Annotated in this window: 16 protein-coding genes and 1 pseudogene; 8 read left to right on the top strand and 9 right to left on the bottom strand. The window is 71.1% G+C overall.

The genetic code is table 11. The features are described from left to right. The first annotated feature begins 223 nt into the window (after positions 1-223). Positions 224-718 (top strand): ATP-binding protein, encoded by a 495-nt coding sequence (locus tag ACFUN8_RS28050; RefSeq protein ID WP_382572107.1) that lies wholly within the window; start codon positions 224-226, stop codon positions 716-718. A gap of 25 nt (positions 719-743) precedes the next feature. Here the strand turns inward: ACFUN8_RS28050 and ACFUN8_RS28045 are convergent, their stop codons facing one another. Next, positions 744-980 (bottom strand): DUF397 domain-containing protein, encoded by a 237-nt coding sequence (locus ACFUN8_RS28045; protein WP_031230206.1) that lies wholly within the window; start codon positions 978-980, stop codon positions 744-746. A 239-nt stretch (positions 981-1,219) separates the two neighbouring features. On the opposite strand from ACFUN8_RS28045, the gene ACFUN8_RS28040 reads away from it, so the two are divergent. Beyond that, positions 1,220-1,735 carry a hypothetical protein gene (locus tag ACFUN8_RS28040; RefSeq protein WP_383643252.1) on the top strand — a complete coding sequence of 172 codons (516 nt, stop codon included), beginning with the start codon at positions 1,220-1,222 and terminating at the stop codon, positions 1,733-1,735. Between the two features lie 55 nt (positions 1,736-1,790). Here ACFUN8_RS28040 and ACFUN8_RS28035 read toward each other — a convergent pair whose 3' ends face one another. Then, entirely contained in the window at positions 1,791-3,029 is a 1,239-nt protein-coding gene (locus ACFUN8_RS28035) for a DUF2786 domain-containing protein (RefSeq protein ID WP_383643249.1), read from the bottom strand. A gap of 246 nt (positions 3,030-3,275) precedes the next feature. Here ACFUN8_RS28035 and ACFUN8_RS28030 point away from each other — a divergent pair, with 246 nt between their 5' ends. Then, positions 3,276-3,842 (top strand): sugar O-acetyltransferase, encoded by a 567-nt coding sequence (locus ACFUN8_RS28030; RefSeq protein ID WP_383643246.1) that lies wholly within the window; start codon positions 3,276-3,278, stop codon positions 3,840-3,842. 14 nt (positions 3,843-3,856) lie between these two features. Here ACFUN8_RS28030 and ACFUN8_RS28025 read toward each other — a convergent pair whose 3' ends face one another. Further along, the gene (locus ACFUN8_RS28025; protein ID WP_383643243.1) at positions 3,857-4,825 is read right to left on the bottom strand and encodes an SDR family NAD(P)-dependent oxidoreductase; all 969 of its coding nucleotides are present in this window, start codon (positions 4,823-4,825) and stop codon (positions 3,857-3,859) included. A 273-nt stretch (positions 4,826-5,098) separates the two neighbouring features. Next, positions 5,099-6,013, bottom strand: coding sequence for an NADP-dependent oxidoreductase (locus tag ACFUN8_RS28020; RefSeq protein WP_383643240.1), 915 nt, complete (start codon positions 6,011-6,013; stop codon positions 5,099-5,101). A gap of 284 nt (positions 6,014-6,297) precedes the next feature. On the opposite strand from ACFUN8_RS28020, the gene ACFUN8_RS28015 reads away from it, so the two are divergent. Together ACFUN8_RS28015 and ACFUN8_RS28010 are read left to right on the top strand one after the other, a co-directional pair. After that, positions 6,298-8,004 carry a bifunctional 3'-5' exonuclease/DNA polymerase gene (locus ACFUN8_RS28015; RefSeq protein WP_383643237.1) on the top strand — a complete coding sequence of 569 codons (1,707 nt, stop codon included), beginning with the start codon at positions 6,298-6,300 and terminating at the stop codon, positions 8,002-8,004. Between the two features lie 198 nt (positions 8,005-8,202). Next, positions 8,203-8,604, top strand: coding sequence for a VOC family protein (locus ACFUN8_RS28010; protein ID WP_383643234.1), 402 nt, complete (start codon positions 8,203-8,205; stop codon positions 8,602-8,604). Positions 8,605-8,735: 131 nt separating this feature from the next. Here ACFUN8_RS28010 and ACFUN8_RS28005 read toward each other — a convergent pair whose 3' ends face one another. The 4 genes and pseudogenes from ACFUN8_RS28005 to ACFUN8_RS27990 form a co-directional block, all read right to left on the bottom strand. Next, the gene (locus ACFUN8_RS28005) at positions 8,736-10,283 is read right to left on the bottom strand and encodes a glycoside hydrolase family 3 protein (RefSeq protein ID WP_383643231.1); all 1,548 of its coding nucleotides are present in this window, start codon (positions 10,281-10,283) and stop codon (positions 8,736-8,738) included. Positions 10,284-10,610: 327 nt separating this feature from the next. Beyond that, the gene (locus tag ACFUN8_RS28000) at positions 10,611-13,061 is read right to left on the bottom strand and encodes an FtsX-like permease family protein (RefSeq protein ID WP_383643228.1); all 2,451 of its coding nucleotides are present in this window, start codon (positions 13,059-13,061) and stop codon (positions 10,611-10,613) included. Between the two features lie 137 nt (positions 13,062-13,198). After that, positions 13,199-13,888, bottom strand: a pseudogene (locus tag ACFUN8_RS27995) (ABC transporter ATP-binding protein); the annotation flags it as partial. 65 nt (positions 13,889-13,953) lie between these two features. Next, positions 13,954-14,478, bottom strand: coding sequence for a PadR family transcriptional regulator (locus ACFUN8_RS27990; RefSeq protein WP_383643226.1), 525 nt, complete (start codon positions 14,476-14,478; stop codon positions 13,954-13,956). A gap of 215 nt (positions 14,479-14,693) precedes the next feature. On the opposite strand from ACFUN8_RS27990, the gene ACFUN8_RS27985 reads away from it, so the two are divergent. Further along, positions 14,694-17,351 (top strand): polysaccharide lyase family 8 super-sandwich domain-containing protein, encoded by a 2,658-nt coding sequence (locus tag ACFUN8_RS27985; protein WP_383643223.1) that lies wholly within the window; start codon positions 14,694-14,696, stop codon positions 17,349-17,351. Between the two features lie 388 nt (positions 17,352-17,739). On the opposite strand, the gene ACFUN8_RS27980 is transcribed toward ACFUN8_RS27985, so the two are convergent. Further along, positions 17,740-18,642, bottom strand: coding sequence for a BTAD domain-containing putative transcriptional regulator (locus ACFUN8_RS27980; RefSeq protein ID WP_383643220.1), 903 nt, complete (start codon positions 18,640-18,642; stop codon positions 17,740-17,742). Positions 18,643-18,826: 184 nt separating this feature from the next. On the opposite strand from ACFUN8_RS27980, the gene ACFUN8_RS27975 reads away from it, so the two are divergent. Together ACFUN8_RS27975 and ACFUN8_RS27970 are read left to right on the top strand one after the other, a co-directional pair. Then, the gene (locus ACFUN8_RS27975) at positions 18,827-19,864 is read left to right on the top strand and encodes a LuxR C-terminal-related transcriptional regulator (protein WP_383643217.1); all 1,038 of its coding nucleotides are present in this window, start codon (positions 18,827-18,829) and stop codon (positions 19,862-19,864) included. Between the two features lie 221 nt (positions 19,865-20,085). Further along, complete coding sequence (locus ACFUN8_RS27970) at positions 20,086-21,807, top strand: lysyl oxidase family protein (RefSeq protein WP_383643214.1); 1,722 nt, start codon at positions 20,086-20,088, stop codon at positions 21,805-21,807. The last annotated feature ends 81 nt before the right edge of the window (positions 21,808-21,888 follow it).

The raw sequence follows: 21,888 nt of genomic DNA, 5'->3' as shown, positions 1-21,888 counted from the left end.
GAAGCCTTTGGGAAGAGCGAGAAAGTGGTCGAGAGAAGAAATAATCCAGAACGTCGTATCCATGGACAAGTCGGTCACGTGCACGTGCATCTGCCCTTGCATCTGCCCTGCGCATTGGGAACCATGGTCCTCGCCGCACCTGCGTGCTCGTTCGTGTTTGACGTGTTGTGACGCTGTACCACCGCAGTATCGCTACGGCCGCGAATCCCGGGGAGTGCCTCGCATGGGGACGAATGGATCGACCGTGCTCGAGCCGTTAAGGCAGGGGCTTCCGCCGATCGATCCCGCAGCCGTCTCCAGCTCCGCGTCGTGCGCGCTGCCCGCCCGCTACGAAGCGGTGCGCGGCGCAAGGCAGTTCACCCGGACGACGCTCTGTCAGTGGGAACTTGACGACCGGTTCGACGATGTCGCGCTGGTCGTCTCCGAACTCGTCACCAACGCGCTGCGCCACGCCCTCCCTTCGGACACACCGCGCGAGCCGCAGGAACCGCCCGTACGGCTGCATCTGATGCGCTGGACGACCCGGTTGGTGTGCGCGGTGCGCGATCCCAGCTACGCGGGTCCCACCGCGCGCGAGTCGGACGAGGATTTCGCCGCGGAGTCCGGCAGAGGGCTGTTCCTGGTGGACTCGTTCAGCGACACGTGGGGCTGGCATCCGCTCGCCGGCTCGCTGCACGGCAAGGTGGTCTGGGCGCTGTTCCGGCTGCGGACCGAATGACGACGGGCGGCGTGAGGACTTGGTCTCAGGCCGTCAGATGATCGAATTCCCCGTCCTTCACACCCGCCAGCATGGCCACGATCTCGGCCCGGGTGTACACGAGGGCGGGTCCTTCGGGGTGGCGTGAATTCCGTACCGCCACACCCCCGCCGGGCAGTTTGGCGAACTCGACGCATGAGCCCTGCGAATTGCTGTGCCTGCTCTTCTGCCAGACGACTCCGTGAAGCTCGGTGGCCGCCATGCCGTTGTACGCGTGGTGCACAGGACGCTCCCCGAGTTGCATGGTGCAGGTGTCAACTAGCTCGGATCATAGCTGTGTTCACATGCCAATGCATGAGCAGATGCACGTGCACGGGGGGTGTTCTCTTGACTACAGGCTTGCGAACGTATGACCCATTCATTGAGACGAACGGAAAGCCCTTTCGGTGCCGGTGTTTCCGGTACTCGTCCGGAACTCGCCGCCGCAGTTCTCGGCGACCGTCCTGGTAGCTTGGCGCGGTCGTGGAACTGAAGGGGGACGGATACATGCACCAGCTCGTACGAAGCGGTGTCGCCGCGGCGGGACTCGTCGTCGCGCTCACGCTCACCGGCTGCGGCGGCAGTGACAGCGGTGACGACTCCGGCAAGGACAAGGGCACCAGCGCACCCGCCCCGAGCGAGCCGGCCGGCGGTACCGACGAAGCCAGCCCGGACGCCGGCTCCACCGCCGACAGCCTCGAAGGCAGTTGGGCGGGGATGACGGAGGGCAAGGCGGTCGCGCTGTCCGTCAAGGAGGGCAAGGTCGCGCTCATCGCCGACGAGCACATCTGCCAGGGCGACGTCCAGGACATGGGCGGCGAGCCGATGCTGTCGCTCAAGTGCGCCGACGGGAACACCGACCGCACGATGGGGTCGATCGACTCCAACGACGGGAAGACACTGGTGCTTTCGTGGCAGGGCGGCACGAAGGACAGCCTCACCAAGACGGAGCCCGGCAAACTGCCCGAGGGGTTGCCGACGGACATTCCGGTGCCGTGACGGAGACCGCTTTCTCTTTATAAGGGCGCCGGGTTACCTGAACTCGGCGCCCTCTTTATGAGGAGGTGACGCGGGCCCGGTCCGCCGCCGCCGTACCGTGCGCCCAGCCTTCGCCGTCGGTCACACCGCGCACCCTCGTCCGTACCGTTTCGGGGAACATCCGCTCCGCGCGGTCGGTGACCGCCATGTCCCGTGCGGCCAGGACGGGCAGCAACCGCCCTCCGCCGCCGTCCGTCAGGGCGGGGGCATCGGCGCCGGCGGCCTCGGCTTCTGCGGCGTCGGCCGTGACCTGTTCGGCGGTGGCCGCGAGCCGTTCGCCGATCCGGTGGGCGTACGCCATGAGGAACGACTGCCGGAAGGTCTTCGTCCGTTTGCGGCCCGACGCCCGCTGGGCGGCCTCCGCGCGGGTCATCGCCGCAGTCCCCTGCACGAGCAGCGACGTGTGCAGCAGCTCCACCACCTCCAGATCCGGCTCAAAACCGACCACGGTGGAGAAACCGAACCCGCTGTTCCACACCGACTGGCAACGGTTGGCGGACGCGACGGCGTCGAGCAGGATCGCCTTCGCCGTCTCGTACGGCGCGTCCACCCCGATCCGGCAGGCGGCCGGTACGTCGCCGCGGTGCGCGCGGTCGGCGAGCAGCGCCTCGTCGATGCTGTGCCGGGCCATCAGCTCCTGCGCCTTGGCGCTCAGCGCCTCGGCCTCCTCCGGGAAGTCGGTGCCCTCGGCCTTGGCCAGCAGGGCGCGGATCCGGGTGAGCATGCGCGGTTCCCCGTCGGCCGCTGGGACATGGACGGGCGTGCCCGGCACCGGCCCCACGGCCTCGATCGCCGGGAGCCTGATCAGCAGCCGGTACAGCTCCAGCGTGGTGGTCGCGTACGAGAAGCGGTCGGCGGACCGGGGCGGCACCCCGGCCTTGCGGTCGGCTTCGAGGTCCGCCGCGATCTCCGCGAGCTGGGCACCCCAGCGCGGGGCCACCCGTTCGTACCGGACGGCCTCCGCGGTGATCAGCTCACCGACGAGCCGCATGTGCGGCTCGTCGAGGTCGCGGCTCACGAGCCGTACGACGTCGGCGGGCTGCCAGCCGCGCTCCCAGGCGCGGCGCAGGAACCGCTCGCCCCGTCGGCGCAGTTCGATGTCGGCGGCCGGGTCGGCGGCGAGCAGCGAGGCGCCGGTGTCCAGGCCCCTGCCGCCGTCCGCCGCCGAGTCGGCGTAGAGCGCGACGGCGAAGGCGCCGTCGACCGTGCCGCCGACCGCGTCCGACTCGCCTGGCGCACCTGGCGCACCTGGCATGGTTCTGTCTCCCCTTGTTCCTGTGATCGCCCCGCCCCCGCCCCCGGCCGTCGCGACGACGGGCCGACGGGCCGACGGGCCGACGTCCATGGTCCCAGAAGACGAGTTATCCACAGGCTGTGCATATCGAACTACTGCGCGACCTGCACGGTCGCCCGTCTGTCCACAGGGTCAGGGGGTTCCCTCCCACGATCCGGCGCTCCGACCTACCGTGGTGGAACTCCCGACGAGAGGACACGCACGCACATGGGCGACAACAAGACGCTGATGCTGGCCGGCGAGTGGTATCTGCCGGACGACGAGGAGCTTGAGGCCGAGTCCCGGCGGCGGGCCGACCTGTGCTCCGCGTACAACGGGACGGCCGGGGACGGGCTGCCCGACGCGGACGGGCGGACGCGGATCCTGGGTGAGCTGCTGGGTTCGGTGGCCGAGGACGTACGGATCCGGCCCCCGTTCAGCTGCGACTTCGGCACATACATCAGCATCGGTGCCCGTACGTTCATCAACTTCGGCGCGGTCTTCCTCGACTGCGCGCCGATCACCGTCGGCTCCGACGTCCAGATCGGCCCGAACGTCCAACTGCTCACGCCCACCCATGAACTCGACACCGAGCGCCGCCGGGCGGGCTTCGAGCGGGCGTCACCCGTGACCATCGGCGACAACGTCTGGCTCGGCGCCGGGGTGATCGTCTGTCCAGGCGTGACGATCGGCGAGAACACGGTGGTCGGCGCGGGAGCCGTGGTGACGAAGGACCTGCCGGCCGGGGTCCTGGCGGTCGGCAATCCGGCGCGGGTCGTGCGCAAACTGGAGTAGGGGGCTCCCGCCGACTACCGGAGGGCGGGGCCGGGGCCGAATCCGAGGGCGGGGTCGGCGCCGGTCAGCTCGCAACTGGCGTCCCACAGACGCGCCGCCACGGCGGTGTCGGCCAGGTGGGCACGGACGACCTCGGTGCGTGGCCGGCCGCGCAGGCCGAAGACGCGCGGCCCCCAGAGCTGCCCTCCGCCCACCTCCGGGTCGAGGACGGCCCGCACGGCGGGCCACGCGCCGGCCTCCTTGCCCTGGATGAGGAGACCGGCGGGCAGAGAGCGCAGGCGTTCACCGGCGGTGCGCACGTGGACCGGCGGCCGGGACGGGGTGAGGGAGTCCAGCGCGCCTCCGGGGTGGGCCAGCACGCTGAGCACCGTGCTGTTCGCGGCGCGCAGACGGCGGTCGAGTTCGAGGCCGAAGTACATCTGGGCGAGCTTCGACCGGCCGTAGGTGCGCTTGGGACGGTAGTCCTCGGTGGACTGGAGATCGGCCAGGTCCAGCCGCTCGGACTTCGCCGCGAAACTGCCGACCGTCACGACGCGCCCCGCCGGCGCGGCGGACAGCAAGGGCGCCAGCCACTGGGTCAGCACGAAGTGGCCGAGGTGATTGGTCCCGAACATCAGCTCGTCGCCGCCCTCGGTCTCACGGCGCGGGGGGTCGTCGAGCGCCACCCCGGCGTTGTGGACGACCGCGTCGAGGCGGTCGAGTTCCAGGGTGTCCACCGAGGTCTTGAGGGACGGCAGGTCGGCGAGGTCCAGCCGAAGGTGGCGGATGTCGGCGCCCGGGACGCGGGAGCGGATCGAGTCCTTCGCGGCTGCCGCCTTCTCGGGACTACGGCTGCCGAGCACGACCGTGGCTCCGGTGCCGGCGAGCTGCTCCGCGACGAAGTAGCCGATGCCCGCGTTGCCGCCGGTGACCAGGAAGGTCTTGCCCCGGGCGGGGGGCAGCCGGTGGACGTCCCATCGCTGGGTGCCGGGTCGGGAAGACATGAGTGCGGGCTCCTCGCGCTCGGGGCGGCCGGCCGACCGGCCGGCTGGATTCGTCGGAGGCGGATGGCGGCGGAGCGCTCACGCGCGCCGCCTTCACCCGTCCGACGGCTCCAAGGCTCGCAGCGGCGACCGACAGGGAGCTGACAGATCCCCGACACCGACACCACCCGTCCCCGGGTCCGGCCCTACCGCGTCCCGCTCTGCCCCGACGCGTCCCGCACGTCCCCTGACGTCCCGCCCGCCCTGTCCCGCCCCAGTGGGGCCGCCGTCAGGTCATGGCTTGATGATCAGCTTGCCGCGCGTGTGACCCGACTCGCTCGCCGACTGGGCCTCGGCCCCCTCGGCCAGGGGGTACGTCTGCGCAACCAGGACGCGCAGTGTGCCGTCCGCCGCCAGTCGGGCCTGCTCGGTGAGGCCCGCGCGGCTCTCCTCCGGGGTCGAGCCGCCCGAGGAGAACGGCACCCCGTGCTCGGCGGCCGTCGGGTCGGCGATCGTGATGATCCGGTCGGCCGTACCGCCGCGCAGGGTGATCGAGTCCGGCAGCGCGCCCTTGCCCGCGGTGTCGAAGACCGCGTCCACTCCCTGGGGCGCGGCGGCGCGGACACGCTCGACCAGCCCGTCGCCGTACGTCACCGGGGTGGCGCCCAGCAGCCGTACGTAGTCGTGGTTGGCCGGGGAGGCGGTGCCGACGACCGTCGCGCCGCGCGCCGCGGCGAGCTGGACCGCCATCGAGCCGACCGATCCGGCCGCGCCGTGCACCAGTAGGGTCTCCCCCTCCTTGATGGCCAGGTCGTCCAGCACCCGCCGGGCCGTCTCGCCCGCGACCGGCAGCGCCGCCGCCACGTCCCAGCTCAGCCCGGCCGGCTTGGGTACGACGACGGTGGCCAGCGTGTACTGCGCGTAGGCGCCGCCGACGGACCAGCCGAGGACCTCGTCTCCTACGGAGAGTCCGATGACACCGTCGCCGACGGCGTCCACGACCCCCGAGAACTCGCTGCCGGGGACGGCGGGGAACTCCGTCGGGAAGACCTCCGCCATCCAGCCCTTACGGATCTTCCAGTCCGCCGGGTTGACCCCCGCCGCCCGGACGGACGCGCGGATCTGTCCCGGCGCCGGTTGCGGCTGCTCGATGTCCGTGAGCTGAAGCACCTCAGGACCGCCGTACTCCTCGAAAACGATCGCCTGCATGTCAGCCTCCGTAGAACGTAGAACTCCGTGGAGCGATGTCGATGTGGTCGGAGTGAGTCATGTCGAGTGAGCCATGTCGTGCAGCCGTGCTGTGTGGCCGTGCTTTGTAGCCCTGCTGTGTAGCCCTGCTGTGTGAGCCGTGTTGTGCGCGTCATTCGATGGTCTCTGTGCACAGCCCCGTCCGCCTCTCGAATGTTCCGCCCGGGTCTGTTCCGGCGAGGCCGGTTCGCCCCGGTCGGTGCCGCGGCGGCCCGTTGTCAGACCCTGCTGGGAGACTCGGATTCATGAGCGGACGGTGGGCTCTGGCCCCGGCGGAGGGCGGCGGCGCGTGGCTCGCGCCGTTGGGCGCTGACGCGCGCCCCGCCGGTCCCGTGGTGCGTGAGCCCGATCTCGTCGAGGCGGTCAGGGCGCGGCTCCCCGAGGTGACGCGGTGGGTGTGGCGGTCCACGGCCGAGCTGGCGCCCCGGCTGCTGGACGCCGGGGTGCGGGTGGAGCGGTGTTACGACATCGAGGCGGCGGAGCTGCTGCTCCTCGGCCACGAGGGCCGGCTCGGTGAGCCCAGGTCGGCGGCAGCCGCCTGGGCGCGGCTGCGGCGTGGGCCCGTACCGGCGGATCCGCCGCAGCGTGCCGCCGAGCCGGGTTCGCAGTCCTCGCTCTTCGAGCCGCGGGCGGGCGCGGAGGTGCCCTTCGACGGGCTGCTGGAGGTGTACGCGGAGCAGCAGCGAAGGCACGACGCGGCGGCGCATCCGGCCCGGATGCGGCTGCTGACGGCCTCGGAGTCGGCGGGGATGCTGGTGGCCGCCGAGATGCACGGCGCGGGTCTGCCGTGGCGGGCGGATGTGCACCGTGAGCTGCTGGACGAGTTGCTGGGCGAGCGGTACGCGGGCGGGGGCGAGCCGCGGCGGCTGGCGGAGCTGGCCGATCAGGTCTCCGAGGCGTTCGGGCGGCGCGTACGGCCCGATCTGCCGGCGGACGTGATCAGGGCGTTCACCCGGGCCGGGGTCAAGGTGAAGTCGACGCGGCGGTGGGAGCTGGAGGAGATCGACCATCCGGCGGTGGCTCCGCTGATCGAGTACAAGAAGCTGTACCGCATCTGGACGGCGCACGGCTGGAGCTGGCTCCAGGACTGGGTGCGGGACGGCCGCTTCCGTCCGGAGTATCTGCCGGGCGGTACGGTCTCCGGCCGCTGGACGACCAACGGCGGCGGCGCGTTGCAGATCCCGCGTGTCATACGGGGAGCGGTCGTCGCCGACGAGGGATGGCGGCTGGTGGTGGCGGACGCCGACCAGATGGAGCCGCGGGTGCTGGCCGCGATCTCCCGCGACCGGGGGCTGATGGAGGTCGCCGGGCATGACGACGATCTGTACAAGGTGCTGTCGGACCGGGCGTTCGCCGGTGATCGCGGGCAGGCCAAGCTCGCGCTGCTGGGCGCGATCTACGGCCAGACGTCCGGCGACGGCCTGAAGAATCTGGCCGCCCTGCGAAGACGGTTCCCCAAGGCGGTCGAGTATGTGGACGACGCGGCGAAGGCGGGCGAGGAGGGCAGGCTCGTACGGACCTGGCTGGGCCGGACAAGTCCGCCGGCGGCCGGTTCGGAGGACGGCGGCGAGGCGGGCATCCCCCAGGAGGCCGACGACCCGTCGTCCGGCGAAGTGCCGTCCGGCGGGGGCGAGTTCACGCCGGGGTACGCGTCGTCGAACGCCCGTGCGCGCGGGCGCTTCACGCGGAATTTCGTGGTGCAGGGCAGCGCCGCCGACTGGGCTCTGCTGATGCTGGCGGCGCTGCGGAGCGCGACCGCGAACATGCGCGCCGAGCTGGTCTTCTTCCAGCACGACGAGGTGATCGTGCACTGTCCGCTGGCGGAGGCGGCGGACGTGGCGGTGGCGATCCGCGAGGCGGGGGAGCTGGCGGGCCGGATCGCCTTCGGTGAGACGCCGGTGCGGTTTCCCTTCACGACGGCGACGGTGGAGCGGTACTCGGACGCCAAGTGAGAGCGGGGGGGCAGGCCGGGGGCCGGGGGCCAAGGCGGTGGCCCCGTGGGAGCCGAGCGGCCGCTTGGTCGATCGGCCGGACAAAGGGGTGGAGCCTCGCTTCCCGAGCGTTTACGATCCCGGGTGGGCATCGCGCGTTGGTCACCGACTGGGTGAAGCGTGGAGGTTCCCGTGAGATGCCTCTGGAGGCATTCCACTGTGTCAGTAGAGCTGAATCACACGATCGTTCACTCCCGGGACAACCGGGCTTCCGCCGAATTTCTGGCGCACATCCTGGATCTGGAGATCGGCACCGAATGGGGCCCCTTCATTCCGGTCGACACCGGCAACGGCGTGACTCTCGACTTCGCGACCGTCGGTCAGGAGTCCATCACCCCGCAGCATTACGCCTTCCTGGTGCCCGAGGCGGATTTCGACGGAATCTTCGGGCGGATCAAGGACGCCGGAGTCGATTTCTTCGGCGATCCGCACGGCAAGCTGCCCGGACAGATCAACCACAACTACGGCGGACGAGGCGTGTATTTCCTCGATCCGGCCGGTCACTATCTGGAAGTGATCACGCAGCCGTACGACAACCTCGTACCGGACGCGACCGAGTAGGCGGCACGGGCCGCACAGGCCGCACACGCTACGCAGACCGCACAGCGCGCGGCCTCAACGCACCACCGCGGTAAGGGTGTTGGGGTCCCCCGGACTCCGGGGACCTCAACACCCGCCCTCGGCTCACGACATCAGCGGCGTCCCGCCAGGAACTCCGCCGCCGCCACCCCCGAGACGCGCGTCGCGCCGTGGGTGACGAGGTGGACGGCGCCGGGCGCCGCGCCGTTCGGTACGCCCATCTCCACGACCACCGCGTCGGGCCTGCTCCCCAGCAGCCGCGTCATCGCCGCCGACATCCAGCCGTGCCGCGCCGCGTCACGTACGACGACGACCAGCGAACGCTCGGCCGCCGGGTCGAGCACCTTGCGCTCCAGCAGGTCCACCAGGTCCGGCAGGGCGCCGGACTCCGCCAGGTCGGCCTCCGTCAGCCGTACGGATGTCGTGCCGGGCAGCAGGTCGCTCAGCGGAGCGGCCACGCCCCACGGGGTCTGCCCGTCGACGGCCAGGTTCATCGTCGGCGACAGCTCCACCACGTGGGGCGCGCCGACGAGCGGGAGCACCGACTCCCGGCCCTGCTCGGTCTGTACGCGCAGCGCGCGCCGGGCGGCGACGAGGCCGATGTCGGACGCGGCGCTGTCGGTGGTCACGGCGCGCGTACGGCTGCCGGACCAGGCGGCGAACTCCGCGACCCGCGCGGCCGCTTCGCAGATCCGCGCCTCGGGCAGCGTGCCGTCGAGGACAGCCTGGACAAGCGCGTCGGTGAGCTGGTCGAAGGTGGCCTCGCCGGCGTGCTCGCCGCCGACGCACACCGCGTCGGCGCCGCCCGTGACCGCCCGTACGGTGGCCCCGTCGATGCCGTAGCGGGCGGTGACCGCGCTCATCTCGATGCCGTCCGTCACCACCAGACCGTCGAAGCCCAGCTCACCGCGGAGCAGATCCACCAGGATGCGGGGGCTCAGGGTGGCCGGCAGTTCGGGGTCGTACGCGGGCGCGAGCAGGTGTGCGGTCATCACCACGCGTACGCCCGCCTCCATGGCGGCGACGAACGGCGGCAGCGCGGTGGCGGCGATCTCCTCGGCGCTCGCCGAGACCTGCGGCAGGCCGTGGTGGGAGTCGACCGAGGTGTCGCCGTGGCCGGGGAAGTGCTTGGCGCAGGCGGCGACGCCGGCCGACTGGAGTCCGCGGACCCAGGCGGCGGTGTGCCGGGAGACGACGTCCGTACGGGCGCCGAAGGAGCGGGCGCCGATGACCGGGTTGAGGGGATTGGAGTTGACGTCGGCGCTGGGCGCGTAGTTGAGGGAGATACCGGCGGCGTGGAGTTCGCGTCCGATGTCGCGTGCGACGGACTCGGTCAGATCCACGTCGTCCACGGCGCCGAGCGCGAGGTTGCCGGGCCGGGAGGCGCCGGTCCAGGCTTCGAGCCGGGTGACGTCGCCGGCCTCCTCGTCGATGGCGATGATCAGGTCGCGGTTCTCCGCGCGTAGCTCGGCGGTGAGGCGTGCGACCTGCTCGGGGTCGACGATGTTCCGGCCGAACAGGACCACGGAGGTGAGGCCGTCCGCGATTCTGCGGCGTACCCAGTCGGGCACGGTCGTGCCCACGAACCCGGGCTGGAGCACCGTCCCCGCGAGACGCGTCAGTTGCTGGTGACGGCTGCTCGGCCGGCTGCTCGGCTCCATGCGGGTCCTCCGAAGGCGCATCGCTCGGCGGCCGGCTCAGCGAACCGCCTTTGAACTTGGTACAGGCCAATCGGATGTTGGCTTAGACCAATAGACGTGTCAAGGAGGTATCGGGTTGTCGCGTTGTACGAACTCGACCCGGAAGCTGGCGGATTAGCCCGTTCATGAATATTTGGTGAGGCTTCGAGGGAGCGGATGGACAATCACCGGACCGACCGGTGCGGCTGTGCGATCCCGGGCCGCGCGATCCCGGACCGCGGCCGGCCCGGCCAATCCGGCCCGCCCGGTCACACCGACCGCCCGGCCCGGCCCGGTCGGTCGGGCCCGCTACTCCGTGCGCAGCCCCTCCGCTCGCATCATCCGCCACAGCGGTGGCAGGCTCGCCAGCGTCACCAGCAGGATCACCGACGCGCCCACCGCCGCGTACGGCACGAAGACCCACCAGTCGCCGATCGACTTCCCGACGATGCCCAGCATGAACTTGCCCAGCACCAGCCCGCCGACGACCGCGAGGGCCGTGCCCAGCACCACCGGCACCGCCGTCTGCCACAGCACCGACCAGATCAGCGTCCTGCGCCGCGTACCGAAGGCCACCAGGACGGACAACAGACGCTTGCGCTCACGCAGTTGCTCGATCTGGGAGACCAGCAGGCTGGCGGCGATCAGCATCATCGTGAGGGCGCCGCCGATCTGGAGGCCGCTCTGCACGCTGTCGTACTGCTTGTCGCGCTCCAGGTTCTTGAGCGCGTTGATCCGCAGCGTCGGGTCGATGTCCGCCGCCGTTCCGCGTACGTACTCGGCCGCGTCCGGCACCGTCGGGTCGACCTTGATGGAGGCCCTGGCCGTGGCCCCGGGCAGTTTCACGGAACCCAGCGCGCCGGGCGTGACGAGGATGCCGTCGTGCAGGTCGCCCATCGGATCGGGGAAGGCCGTCACCGTACGGGCCGACTCGGGCAGCGTCCACAGCCGCGGCTCGCCCTTGCCCTCCCCGAAGTTCCCGGTCAGGTCGATGGGCCGGCCGGGGACGGCGGCCCCGTCCGTACGGTCGTTCTGCTCCTTCACCCCGGCCGCGCCGACCTTCTTGGCCGCCCTGGCGTCGAGGTGCCCGACGAAGGCGTCCCCGTCCCGGCAGGTGGGCAGTTCGGCGATCTCCCTCAGCGTCGCGCAGGTCCCCATCGTGAGGGTCGTGATCGGCTGCCAGCCCTGCTCGGTGGGATCGCCGGTGGCGGCCACATAGACCTCGACGGTGCCGATGACCTCGGCGACACCCTTCGTGTCGCGGAAGTCCTGGATCATCCGCTCCGCGAGCACGGAGTCGCCGTAGTCGCTGGAGACGTAGAAGTCGGCGCGCTCGGTGTCCTGCCCGGTGATTTCGAGGAAGTCCTTCTGCATGACGCCGAACATCATCTGGAGTGCGATGGCGCCCGCCACCGCGACGGTGATGCCGCTCACCGCCCGCGCCGCCGCGCCACTGCTCAACTGAAGCCTGCGGATGGCCAGTTGCCAGGGCACCGGGCCGCCGCGCAGCCGCGAGACGACCGCTTCGAGGAGCCAGGGAAGCAGCCCGGCGAGTCCGATCAGCACACACGAGGCGCCGACGACGATGGGCATCTCACCGACCGACTGCGACATGACGTCCACGCGCCCGACGGTCGCGAGAATGCCGACGCCGAGTACCGGCAGCAGCAGTCGCCACCAGAGCCTTCGTCCGCGCAGACCGGTGGCGCGTACGACTCCGAGCGGTTCGATGGCCACCGAGCTGAGCGCGGCCTGGGTGACCAGCACGGCGGCGACCGGCACCGCGAGCACGATGAGCAGGACCAGCATGGGCACCGGGGTCACGTCGGACGGGAAGGAGCTGTACCCCCAGAGCCTTACGTGGCCGACGACCTGACGCAGCATCAGGATGAGTGCGGCACCGACGGCCAGCCCGGCCACCGTCCCGAACAGGGCCTCCCCCGCCGCGATACGCCGCACCGTCCTGACGTCCGCCCCCACCAGGCGCAGCGCCGCCAGCCTGCGGTCCCTGCGGTCGCCGCCGAAGCGGACGGCGGTGGCGATGAAGATGGCGACCGGCACCAGCAGCACGACGCACATCAGGATGACCAGCACCACGAGCAGCGGGTCGAACGGCGCCCGGTCCTCCTGGAGGCCGTAGCCGGACGACCGGATGCCGACGCCGTCGACGCGCAGCGTCGAACTGCCCGCGTAGAAGCGCAGTTCGCCGGGGTCGACCAGACCCGCGTCGCCGATCGTGCCGACGATCCGGTCGTCCAGCCGCTGTGCCAGCAGCGCGCCTTCGGACGACCCGAGCAGATCGCGCAGGGCGGGCGAGACGACCATCTCGCCGGGGCCGGGGATCTTCGCGACCCCCGGCGGTGGCGGCGCGTCCGCGCCTTCCTGGCGCAGCAGCCGGCCGCCCACCGGGTCACCGCGGTACTCGGTGCTCGCGTCGGCCCAGAGGAAGGTGGTGTCCGTGCTGCCCTTGTCGACCGCCTGCGAGGTGGCCTTCGGGGATTCGCGCGCCTGGCCGCGGCTCTCGCGCGCGTCGAGGAGCTGCGGTACGGCGGCGGCGGCGAAGAGCAACGCGACGCCGAGGCCGACACCGAGGGCGGTCAGCGCCGTACGGGTCCAGCCCTCACGCCCGCCCGACACGGCGAAGCGCATGCCGAGCGCGAGGTCACGCGCCCAGGCGCGCACGCCGGTGGGGGCGGCGGAGGTGGGGCGGGGCGGGGGCGGCGGGGAGAGCGGGGGTGCCTCCCGGTCGAGGAGCGTCATGCCGCGTGCTCCACGCTGCCGCCGTGGCCGCCCCCGTGGCCGCCCCCGTGACCACCGCCGTGGCTGTCCCCTTGACCGCCACCGCCACCGCCACCGCCGTGGCTGCCGCCTCCGCCACCGCCACCGCCGGCGTACGCGTCCATGTCGCGCGTCCTGCCGTCCCGTACGACGACCTCGCGGTCGGAGTACGCGGCGACCCGCACCTCGTGCGTGACCAGGACGACGGCCGTTCCCGCCGACCTCGCCGCTTCGGTCAGCAGCTCCATCACGCGCTCGCCGTTGAGCGAGTCGAGCGCGCCGGTCGGCTCGTCGGCGAAGAGCACACGGGGCGAGGTGACGAGGGAGCGGGCAACGGCGATGCGCTGCCCCTGACCGCCGGAGACCTCACCGGGTCGCTGGGCCCGTACGTCGGCGACCTCCAGGCGCTCCATCCACTCCAGCGCGATCCGCTCGGCCTCCTTACGGCGGGTGCCGCTCAGGCGCAGTGGCAGCGCCACGTTCTCCAGACAGGTCAGTTCGGGCACGAGCTGACCGAACTGGAAGACGAAGCCGAAGTCCGTACGGCGCAGTGTGCTGCGCGCGCTGTCGGACAGTTCGGTGAGATCGCGGCCCTGGTACGTAATGGTCCCGGAGTCGGCGGGCACGATGCCGGCGAGACAGTGCAGCAGCGTCGACTTGCCGGAACCCGACGGGCCCATGACGGCGACGACCTCGCCGGCGTGGATCGAGAACGAGGCGCCGTCGAGGGCGGGGGTGGTGCCGTACGTCTTGCGCAGGTCGTACGCGGTGAGCAGCGAGCCTTCGGGGGCCGCGGGGGTTTGGGGCATGGCGCTTCGGGACGTGGGGGTTTGGGATGTGGGGGTTCGGGGCGCGGGGGTGCGGGGCGCGGGGGTCATCGGCGTACTTCCTCGGCGAGCTTGCCCAGTCGGGCGGCCGTCAGTTCCAGCCAGCGCAGATCGGCTTCCAGATGGAACAGCGCGTGATCGCAGATGAGCTGGTCCGAGAGGTCTCCGCCCCGCTTGCGCTCGGTCAGGACGCGCATCAGCCGCAGATGCTCGGCCCGCTGCGTGTCGAGCAGGTCGGCGGCGCTGCGGCCGGTGAGGAGCGAGATGACGACCTTCGTATAGAGGGTCGACTGGAGATACGGCTCCGGCTTCTCCGGCTGCGCGAGCCAGCGCCCGACATCGGTGATGCCGGCCTCGGTGATCGCGTACCGCTTGCGCTCGGGCCCTCCGCCGGCCTCCATGCCGTCGACCTCGACGAGACCGTTCTTCAGCAGCCGGGACATGGTCGAGTAGACCTGTCCGTAGTGCAGGGGGCGATCGTGGCCGAAGGAGTCGTCGAATGCGCGTTTCAGGTTGTAGCCGTGCTGAGGGCCGGATTCGAGGAGCCCGAGGAGGGTGTGACCGATTGACATGCCGGACACTCTACACACTGCGTATACATGCCGTGTATAGCGATGTCATAACGAACGCCCGCCCTCGTACGGCCCATGCGTCACGCCCCCGGATTCGATCCGGGTTCGCTCCGGATTCGCCCCGGATTCATTGACATGCATCACCCCCGTTGTTTGGATGCGGGGCGTTGCAGCAAGCGCTTTCTGGCCAAGTTCGCCGAGTTTGGAGCACTCCCTTGCAGCTCTCGCGCCGCACCCTGCTGACGATGTTGCCCGCGTCCGCCCTGCTCGCCGTGGCCGCGCCGCTGCGCGCCCAGGCCGCCGCACGGCCCACATCCGCGAGCGCCGCCAAGACCGCCGCCGACCCCGCATCCGCCGCCGACCCCGGCGCCAACCACGCCGCGCTCCTCGCCAACACCCTCGCGATCTTCGCCGGCACCGCCGAGTCCAACGCCCGCCCCGAGGTCGCCGCCAAGCTCGCCGCGCTCACCTCGACGGCGCGCACCCGCCTCGCCGCCCTGGACGGCGCGGGCGCCGGGGAACTGTTCAAGGGCGTCGCCCTCGGCACGAGCGACGCGAACCTCAACACGTCGTACCAGTACCTGTACGAGATAGCCCTCGCCACCCGAGCCCCCGGCCCCGCCCCCTCGGACCTCCGGGAGAACGTGAGCGTCCAGCGCCGTGTCATCGACGCCCTGGCGCTGCTCCACGACACCTACTACGGCGACCAGTCCAAGGGCTACTACGGCAACTGGTTCAACTGGGAGATCGGCATCTCCGCGAGCGTGACGAAGACCCTCGTCCTCCTAAAGGAGGAACTCGCCGCGTACCGGCCCGGTCTGACCGCCACGTACGTCTCCTCGATGGACGCCTATCTGCGCAACGGCAAGGACGGCGACGTCGACCTCGACTCGCGCTTCCACACCGGCGCCAACCTCGCCGACATCACCACCAACCGGATCCTCCAGGGCACCGTCACCGGCGACGACGCGCGCGTCACCAAGGCCGTCGCCGACCAGCTGACCGTGTACGCGACGGTCGATCCCTACCAGCCCCAGCACGGCGTCACCGACGGCTTCTACGCCGACGGCTCCTTCATCCAGCACGACTCGGTCGCCTACACCGGCTCGTACGGCAAGGTCCTGCTCACCCGCGCCGTACAGACCGTCAAGATCCTCGAAGGCACCGACTACATCGACACCGCCGCCCTGGTCGCGGTCGTGCAGGGCTGGGTGGCCCACGGCTTCGCCCCGCTCGTCTTCGAGGGCTGGATGATGGAGGTCGTCAAGGGCCGCGGGGTGTCGCGGACGGCGACGGGCTACACGGACGTCGCCGTCGTCGTCGAGGCCGTCGTCGACCTCTCGGGACACGCGACCGGCGCCGACGCCACAACGCTCCAGGGGTACGTGAAGTTCGTCCGCCAGACGTCGAAGGCCGCGCTCGACCCGGTCGTCTTCGTCTCGCCGGTCAGCGTCGCCCGCTACGCCGACATCCTCGCCGACGCGTCCGTACCGGCGCGCGACCTCGGGGACACCGAGAGCCACACCGCGTTCAACGCGATGGACAGGACCGTGCACCGGCGGCCCGGTTACGCGTTCGCGCTGGCGCGCAGCTCAAGCCGGATCAGCAAGTACGAGTACATGAGCGGCGAGAACCTGATGCCGTGGTTCCAGGGCGACGGCGCGCACTATCTGTACCTCGCGGGCCAGGACCAGACGCTCGCGTACGGCGTCGACTACTACACGACCGTGTCGCCGTACCGGCTGGCCGGCGTCACCGCGCCCGTGGAGACCCGGCGGACGGTCCCCGAGCTGTACGGCACGGCCTGGTACGACAATCCGGCGCGCGGCTTCACCTCGTCCTCCGAGTCGCAGAACACCTACGTCTACTTCCCGCGCGGCACCAACACCCTGTCCGGGGGTGCCCGGCTGGGCACGTACGGCGCGGTCGGACTCGTGCTCGGCGACGACGTCGCGTACGCCGCGAAGCAGGCCGGCGAGCTGCCCGAGGACTTCGTCGCGTACCGGAACGCCGCCGCCACCAAGTCGTGGTTCATGTTCGACGACGAGATAGTCGTCCTGGCGGCCGGGGTCGGTGACCCGGCGGGCCGCGCGGTGACGACCACGCTCGACAGCAGGATCGCCGCAGCGTCGGACGCCGTCACGGTCACGGGGCGGCTGCGGGACGGCGCGGTCTGGTCGGGCGGCGGTACGGCTCCGGGCCCGGTGGCCTGGCTGCGGTACGCCGACGCAGGGCAGGGGGTGTCGGTCGGGTACGTCTTCCTGGACGGGGACGGGGACGGAGCCAGGGACGGGGGCAACGGTAGGGGCGGCCTTCCGACAGCCTCGCTCGACACCGTCACCAGGAGCCGTCGCCTCGTGCGTACGTCCAACCCCGACACCCCGGTCACCAAGCGGGTGTTCTCGCTCTCGGTCGACCAACCGGCGGGCGCGCGGCGCCTGTCGACGGCCCACGCGCTCGTACCGAACGCCACGGAGCGGCAGTTGCGGGCGTACGGGCTCGTCGGGCGCGGGCACGGTCGCGGCCCGCTGTCGGTCGTCGCCAACACCACCCGCGTCCAGGCCGTCGAACACCGCGGCCTGTCCCTCCTCGCCGCCAACACCTTCACGCCCGGCACACACCGCGCCGACCGTCTGTCGATCGACGGCGCCGCGTCGGTACTCCTGCGGACCTCACGCGACGGCACGGTCTCGATCGCGGTGTCCGACCCGACGACGGAGCGGGACACGGTCTCGGTGACCCTGCGCGGCCGTTGGCTGCGCGCGGTGTCGTCCGACGACGGGGTCCACGTCCGCAAGGTCCTCGGCGGCACCCGCGTCGACGTCGACACCCACCGGACGCACGGGCGCAGCCTGACGGCGCGACTGCGCTAGTACGTGTCCCCGGACACCCGGGTGCCCGTCGGTCCCGGCCAGATGTGCCGGTGACCGACGGGCGACCGACCGGGGACCGGACCGGGACCGACGGCTGGACCAGGCTGTGGCCTGTTCGGTCCGTGCGGCGGCGTCCCACACGGTCGGGGGCGGCCCCGGCAGGACCGAGCCGTAGGTGCGGAAGTCCCTACTCGGGGGAGTTCACGCCGTCTGTCGTGGTAGCCACCCGGCGGGCAGCGTGCGCGGGCTCCGCACCGTACGGCCGGTCCGGAAACCGGGCAGGGCGGACAGGGCCAAGGGCAGGGCGGACGGAAGTAAGGGCAGAGGCGGGCCCGGCCACCGGGTCACCCGGTCAACGGTTCACGGCCACCGATTCACGGTCACCGGATCACCCGGCGAGCCGGAGCCGCGTCGATGCCGTCTCCCGTACATCGGCGCACGCCGCCACGTCGCCTCCCGAGGCACCGCCCACGGCACCGCTACCGCTCGCCACACCGCCCACGGCACCCCTCGCCACACCACCTACGGCACCGCCCGCGACAACCGCCGCGGCACCGCTCTCACCCAGCACTTCCCGCTGCATCCGCCGCAGCGCGTCCCCCGGCTCCACCCCAAGCTCCCCGACGAGCTGCCGGCGTGCCTCGGCGTACACGCCCAGTGCCGCGCTCCGCAGACCGCAGCGGTGCAGCGCCAGCATCAGCAGCGCCGCGACGCCCTCGTCCAGCGGATGCTCGGCCGCCAGCTCGGAGAGTTCGGGCACCACCTCGCTGTGCCGCCCGAGCCGTACCTTGACCTCGACGGCGGCCAGTTGCACCAGCAGCCGCTCCCGGCCCAGGCTCTCGCGGCACCGCGCCGCCCAGGCGCTGTCGACGTCGGCCAGCGCCGTACCCGACCAGCCGCTCAGCGCCGGCTCGAACGCCTCGTTCGCCTCGTACAGAAAGCCACGGCGTACGGCGTCCCGCGCCAGCACGACCTGGGACCGGAAGCGGTGGACGTCGACCTCGGCCTGATTCACGTCGAGCAGATAGCCGCCGCGCAGCCGGACCAGCCGGTGGGCGTAGCCGGCCACCTCCAGGCCCCGGCGCAGCCGCTTCGCGGCCGTGTAGAGGGAGTCCCGCGGATTGTCCGGCAGGTCGCTTCCCCAGATGCGTTCCAGCAGCACCGCGTCGGTGACCACGGTGCGTGGCTGCCAGGCCAGGGACGCGAGGAGGGCGCGGGCACGGGCGGACGGCAGTGGCAGTACGCGCCCGCCGTCGGACAGCTCGATCAAGCCCAGAAGCCGAACGTTCATTGTCTCCCTCTCGCCTGAGCACAGCCTTCGGCTGTCCTCGCTCCGAGGGCCTGTCAGCCGGATCTGGACGTCCGAAGCGCAAACGGCCGGTGAGAAGTAGGCTGACTCGTCCTGCGGCCTGGATCAAGAAATATGGCTGTTCGGACGTCGGAAGTTCCGGGATTTGAAGGCGTGCGTAGATGCGATGACGGCTGAGACGAACCCGAAGGCGACCACCCCGAAGGCAACGAAGCCGAAGGCCACCAACCCGAGAGCGGACGCGGTCGACCTCGACTCCACCCTGCCGCCCGAGTCACGGGCGGTCTACGCGCGCCTCGTCGCCGGCGAGACCGTGCGGGGCGACGTGGCGGGACTCGCCCCGCTCCTCGCGCTGGGCGCCGTCATGGCCGACCCGCTCGGCGGCTACGCCCCCGTCGGTCTCGACAGGCTGGAACGTCGCCTGCACGCGTCCGTACAGGGTGAGCTGCTGCACACCGCCCAGCGCCTCAACGAGATTCCGGCCCTGCTCGGCGAACTCCGCTCGCACCAGCCCTCGACGGCCGACGCGCTGCGGACCGGCGCCCGCTACATCGAGGGCATCGACGCCGCCAACCGCCACATCGGCGAGGTGGCCGAGGAGACACGCGAGATGCTCGCCGCGCAGCCCGGCATCCGCCCTCGGCGGGTCCTCGCGAGGGCGTTGGACCGGGACAAGAAGGCACTGGCCAACGGCGCCACGTTGCGCACGCTGTACCACGTGAGCGCGCGTACCAATCCAGACGTACGCGAACGAGTCGCCGTCATGGCGCCGCTCGGGGGGTCGTTCCGCACGCTCGCCAGGCCGTTCATGCGCGTGATCCTGTTCGACCGGAAGGTCGCCTTCTTCTCCGACCATCTGGAGGGCCGCCCGGACTCCGCGGGCGTGTGGATGGTCCGGGACCCGGCCGTGTGCGCGTATCTCGCCCAGTGCTTCGAACAGGAGTGGACCCTCGGACAGGAGTGGCACGCCCCGGAGCGGCCCGGCGAGGTCACCGCGGGCAGCGCCGTCAGTACGCAGCTCCAGCGCTCGATCCTGCGCGCGCTGGTCTCGGGGCAGGACCAGCAGCAGATCGCGACGGCGCTCGGCTACAGCTCGCGCACCATCAACGTCCATCTGACCAATCTGCGGACCGAGTTGGGGTACGAGACGGTCTACCAGCTCGTCCACTGGTGGGCGACGTCGCCCGAGCGCGACCTGGACTGAGCCGCGCGCCGGCCGTGAGCGATACAAAGACGGCCGGATCCGGCAGTCGACGGCAACTTTCGGCCAACGATTCAGGTCTCACCGATTCACAGACAACCCACAGCACCCTCCCCCGCCTCTCAGTACCTGGGAAACAGTTCCGCGACAGGATTCCGCACTTCGCGCCGGCTGTTCGTCCACCGCCCACGCAGGCATTCGGAGAACTCGGAAAACGAGGAACGATGACCAGAACGCACCAGGCCCGGCTCAGGCGTTCGGTGATGGCCGCCACCGCGGCGCTCGCCGTGACCGCCGGCGTCGTCGCCGCGGCGCCCGACAGCGCCTCGGCTCAGACCACGCCGAAGCTCGACCTGATCGCCGCGACCAACTCGCTGACACTCGACTCGTGGAAGGAGGATCCGGGCGTCTACCTCGACCTCGGCACCTACCTCACGGCCGAGGGCGGTCCCTTCGAACTCAAGGTGACCCGCAAGTCGTACAAGGACCCGATCGTCGCCAAGCAGATCATCCACGACGGCGACAAGACCACCAGCAAGGCCCTTCCCGCCGGGCTGGTGAAGGACTTCTCGGGGCTGCCCGACTTCGCGCAGATCAGCGTCACCGACACGAACCGCAAGGTCGTGCTCAACAGGGCCGAGAAGTACTGCCCGAACAACGCCGCCGGCCGGATCGACCCGGAAGGGCCGTCGAAGTCGAAATACCCCGAGGGCTGCTCGCCGAACGCGTTCACCCTCGGCTCCGTGTGGGGCGTCGAGAAGGGCTGGGCGTCCAACACGTACGCCGGTTTCGACTCCGAACCGGTCAAGCTCGCCCCCGGCAAGTACACCGCCAAGGTGACGGTGAACAAGAAGTACCGCGATCTCTTCGGCATCTCCAGCAAGCCGCAGATCATCAAGGTGACCGTCGTCGAGCGCAGTTGGGAGGATGAGGGCGCCGGCATGCGCAACAAGGGCGCGGCGTCCGGCCACAGCGGCCACGACATGTCGGCCATGAAGGGTATGGCCGGGCACGGTTCGATGCGCCCCAAGGCCCCCGCCGCCCCGACGAGCGGCGCCATCCCCTCGTACAACGTGGGCCACGGCCCGCTCATCCCGGCCCCGCCGGCCCTGCCGTGGGCGCTGAAGAAGTCCACGCTGCGGAGCGCGGTGGCGCCCGTCGGTGACGGCCCCGGCCGTACGGACGGCTCCCGCCAGGCCCCCGGCGCCGAGCCCAACGCCAAGCGCCCGACCGGCAAGGCGTCCGTCCCTGACGTGCCGAAGCCGGACCTGCGTTCGCTGCCGGCCTACGGCATTCAGATCAGCGACGGCGACCAGGACGTCAAGGGCAAGGACTACCTCGCCTTCAGCGCCAACGTCTGGAACGCGGGCCCCGCGCAGCTCGTCGTGGACGGCTTCCGCAAGCCCGGCGCGAAGCTGATGGACGCCTACCAGTACTTCTACGACGCGGACGGCAAGCAGATCGGCTACACCCCGACCGGCACCATGGAGTGGGACCCGCGTCCGGGCCACGTGCACTGGCACTTCACCGACTTCGCCAGCTACCGGCTGCTGAAGGCGGACCAGCAGGAGCAGGTGCGCAGCGGTAAGGAGGCGTTCTGCCTGGCGAACACCGACGCCGTCGACTACACGGTGAAGAACGCCAACTGGCACCCGGGCAACACCGACCTGTCCACCGCGTGCGGCCAGGAGAACTCGATCTCCGTCCGTGAGGTGCTGGACGTGGGCTCCGGCGACACGTACACGCAGGACCTGCCCGGCCAGTCCTTCGACATCACCAACCTGGCGAACGGCACCTACTACATCCAGGTGCTCGCCAACCCCGAGAACCGTCTCAAGGAGACGAGCCTCACCAACAACAGCGCGCTGCGCAAGGTCGTCCTGGGCGGCAAGCCGGGCGCGCGTACGGTGAAGGTGCCGGCGCACGACCTGGTCAACTCCAACTGACCTTCGCCGACCTTCGCTTTGCGGTAGTTCGTAGTTCGTAGTTCGCCGTGCAACTGTCGGCCCCCGGGACCAGTCCCGGGG

This window comes from Streptomyces sp. NPDC057307 (genome assembly GCF_042667665.1).
In the GTDB taxonomy this organism is placed as follows: Bacteria; Actinomycetota; Actinomycetes; order Streptomycetales; family Streptomycetaceae; genus Streptomyces.
Note: the sequence above shows the minus strand (reverse complement) of the source record. Positions and strands in the feature narration are given on the sequence as shown.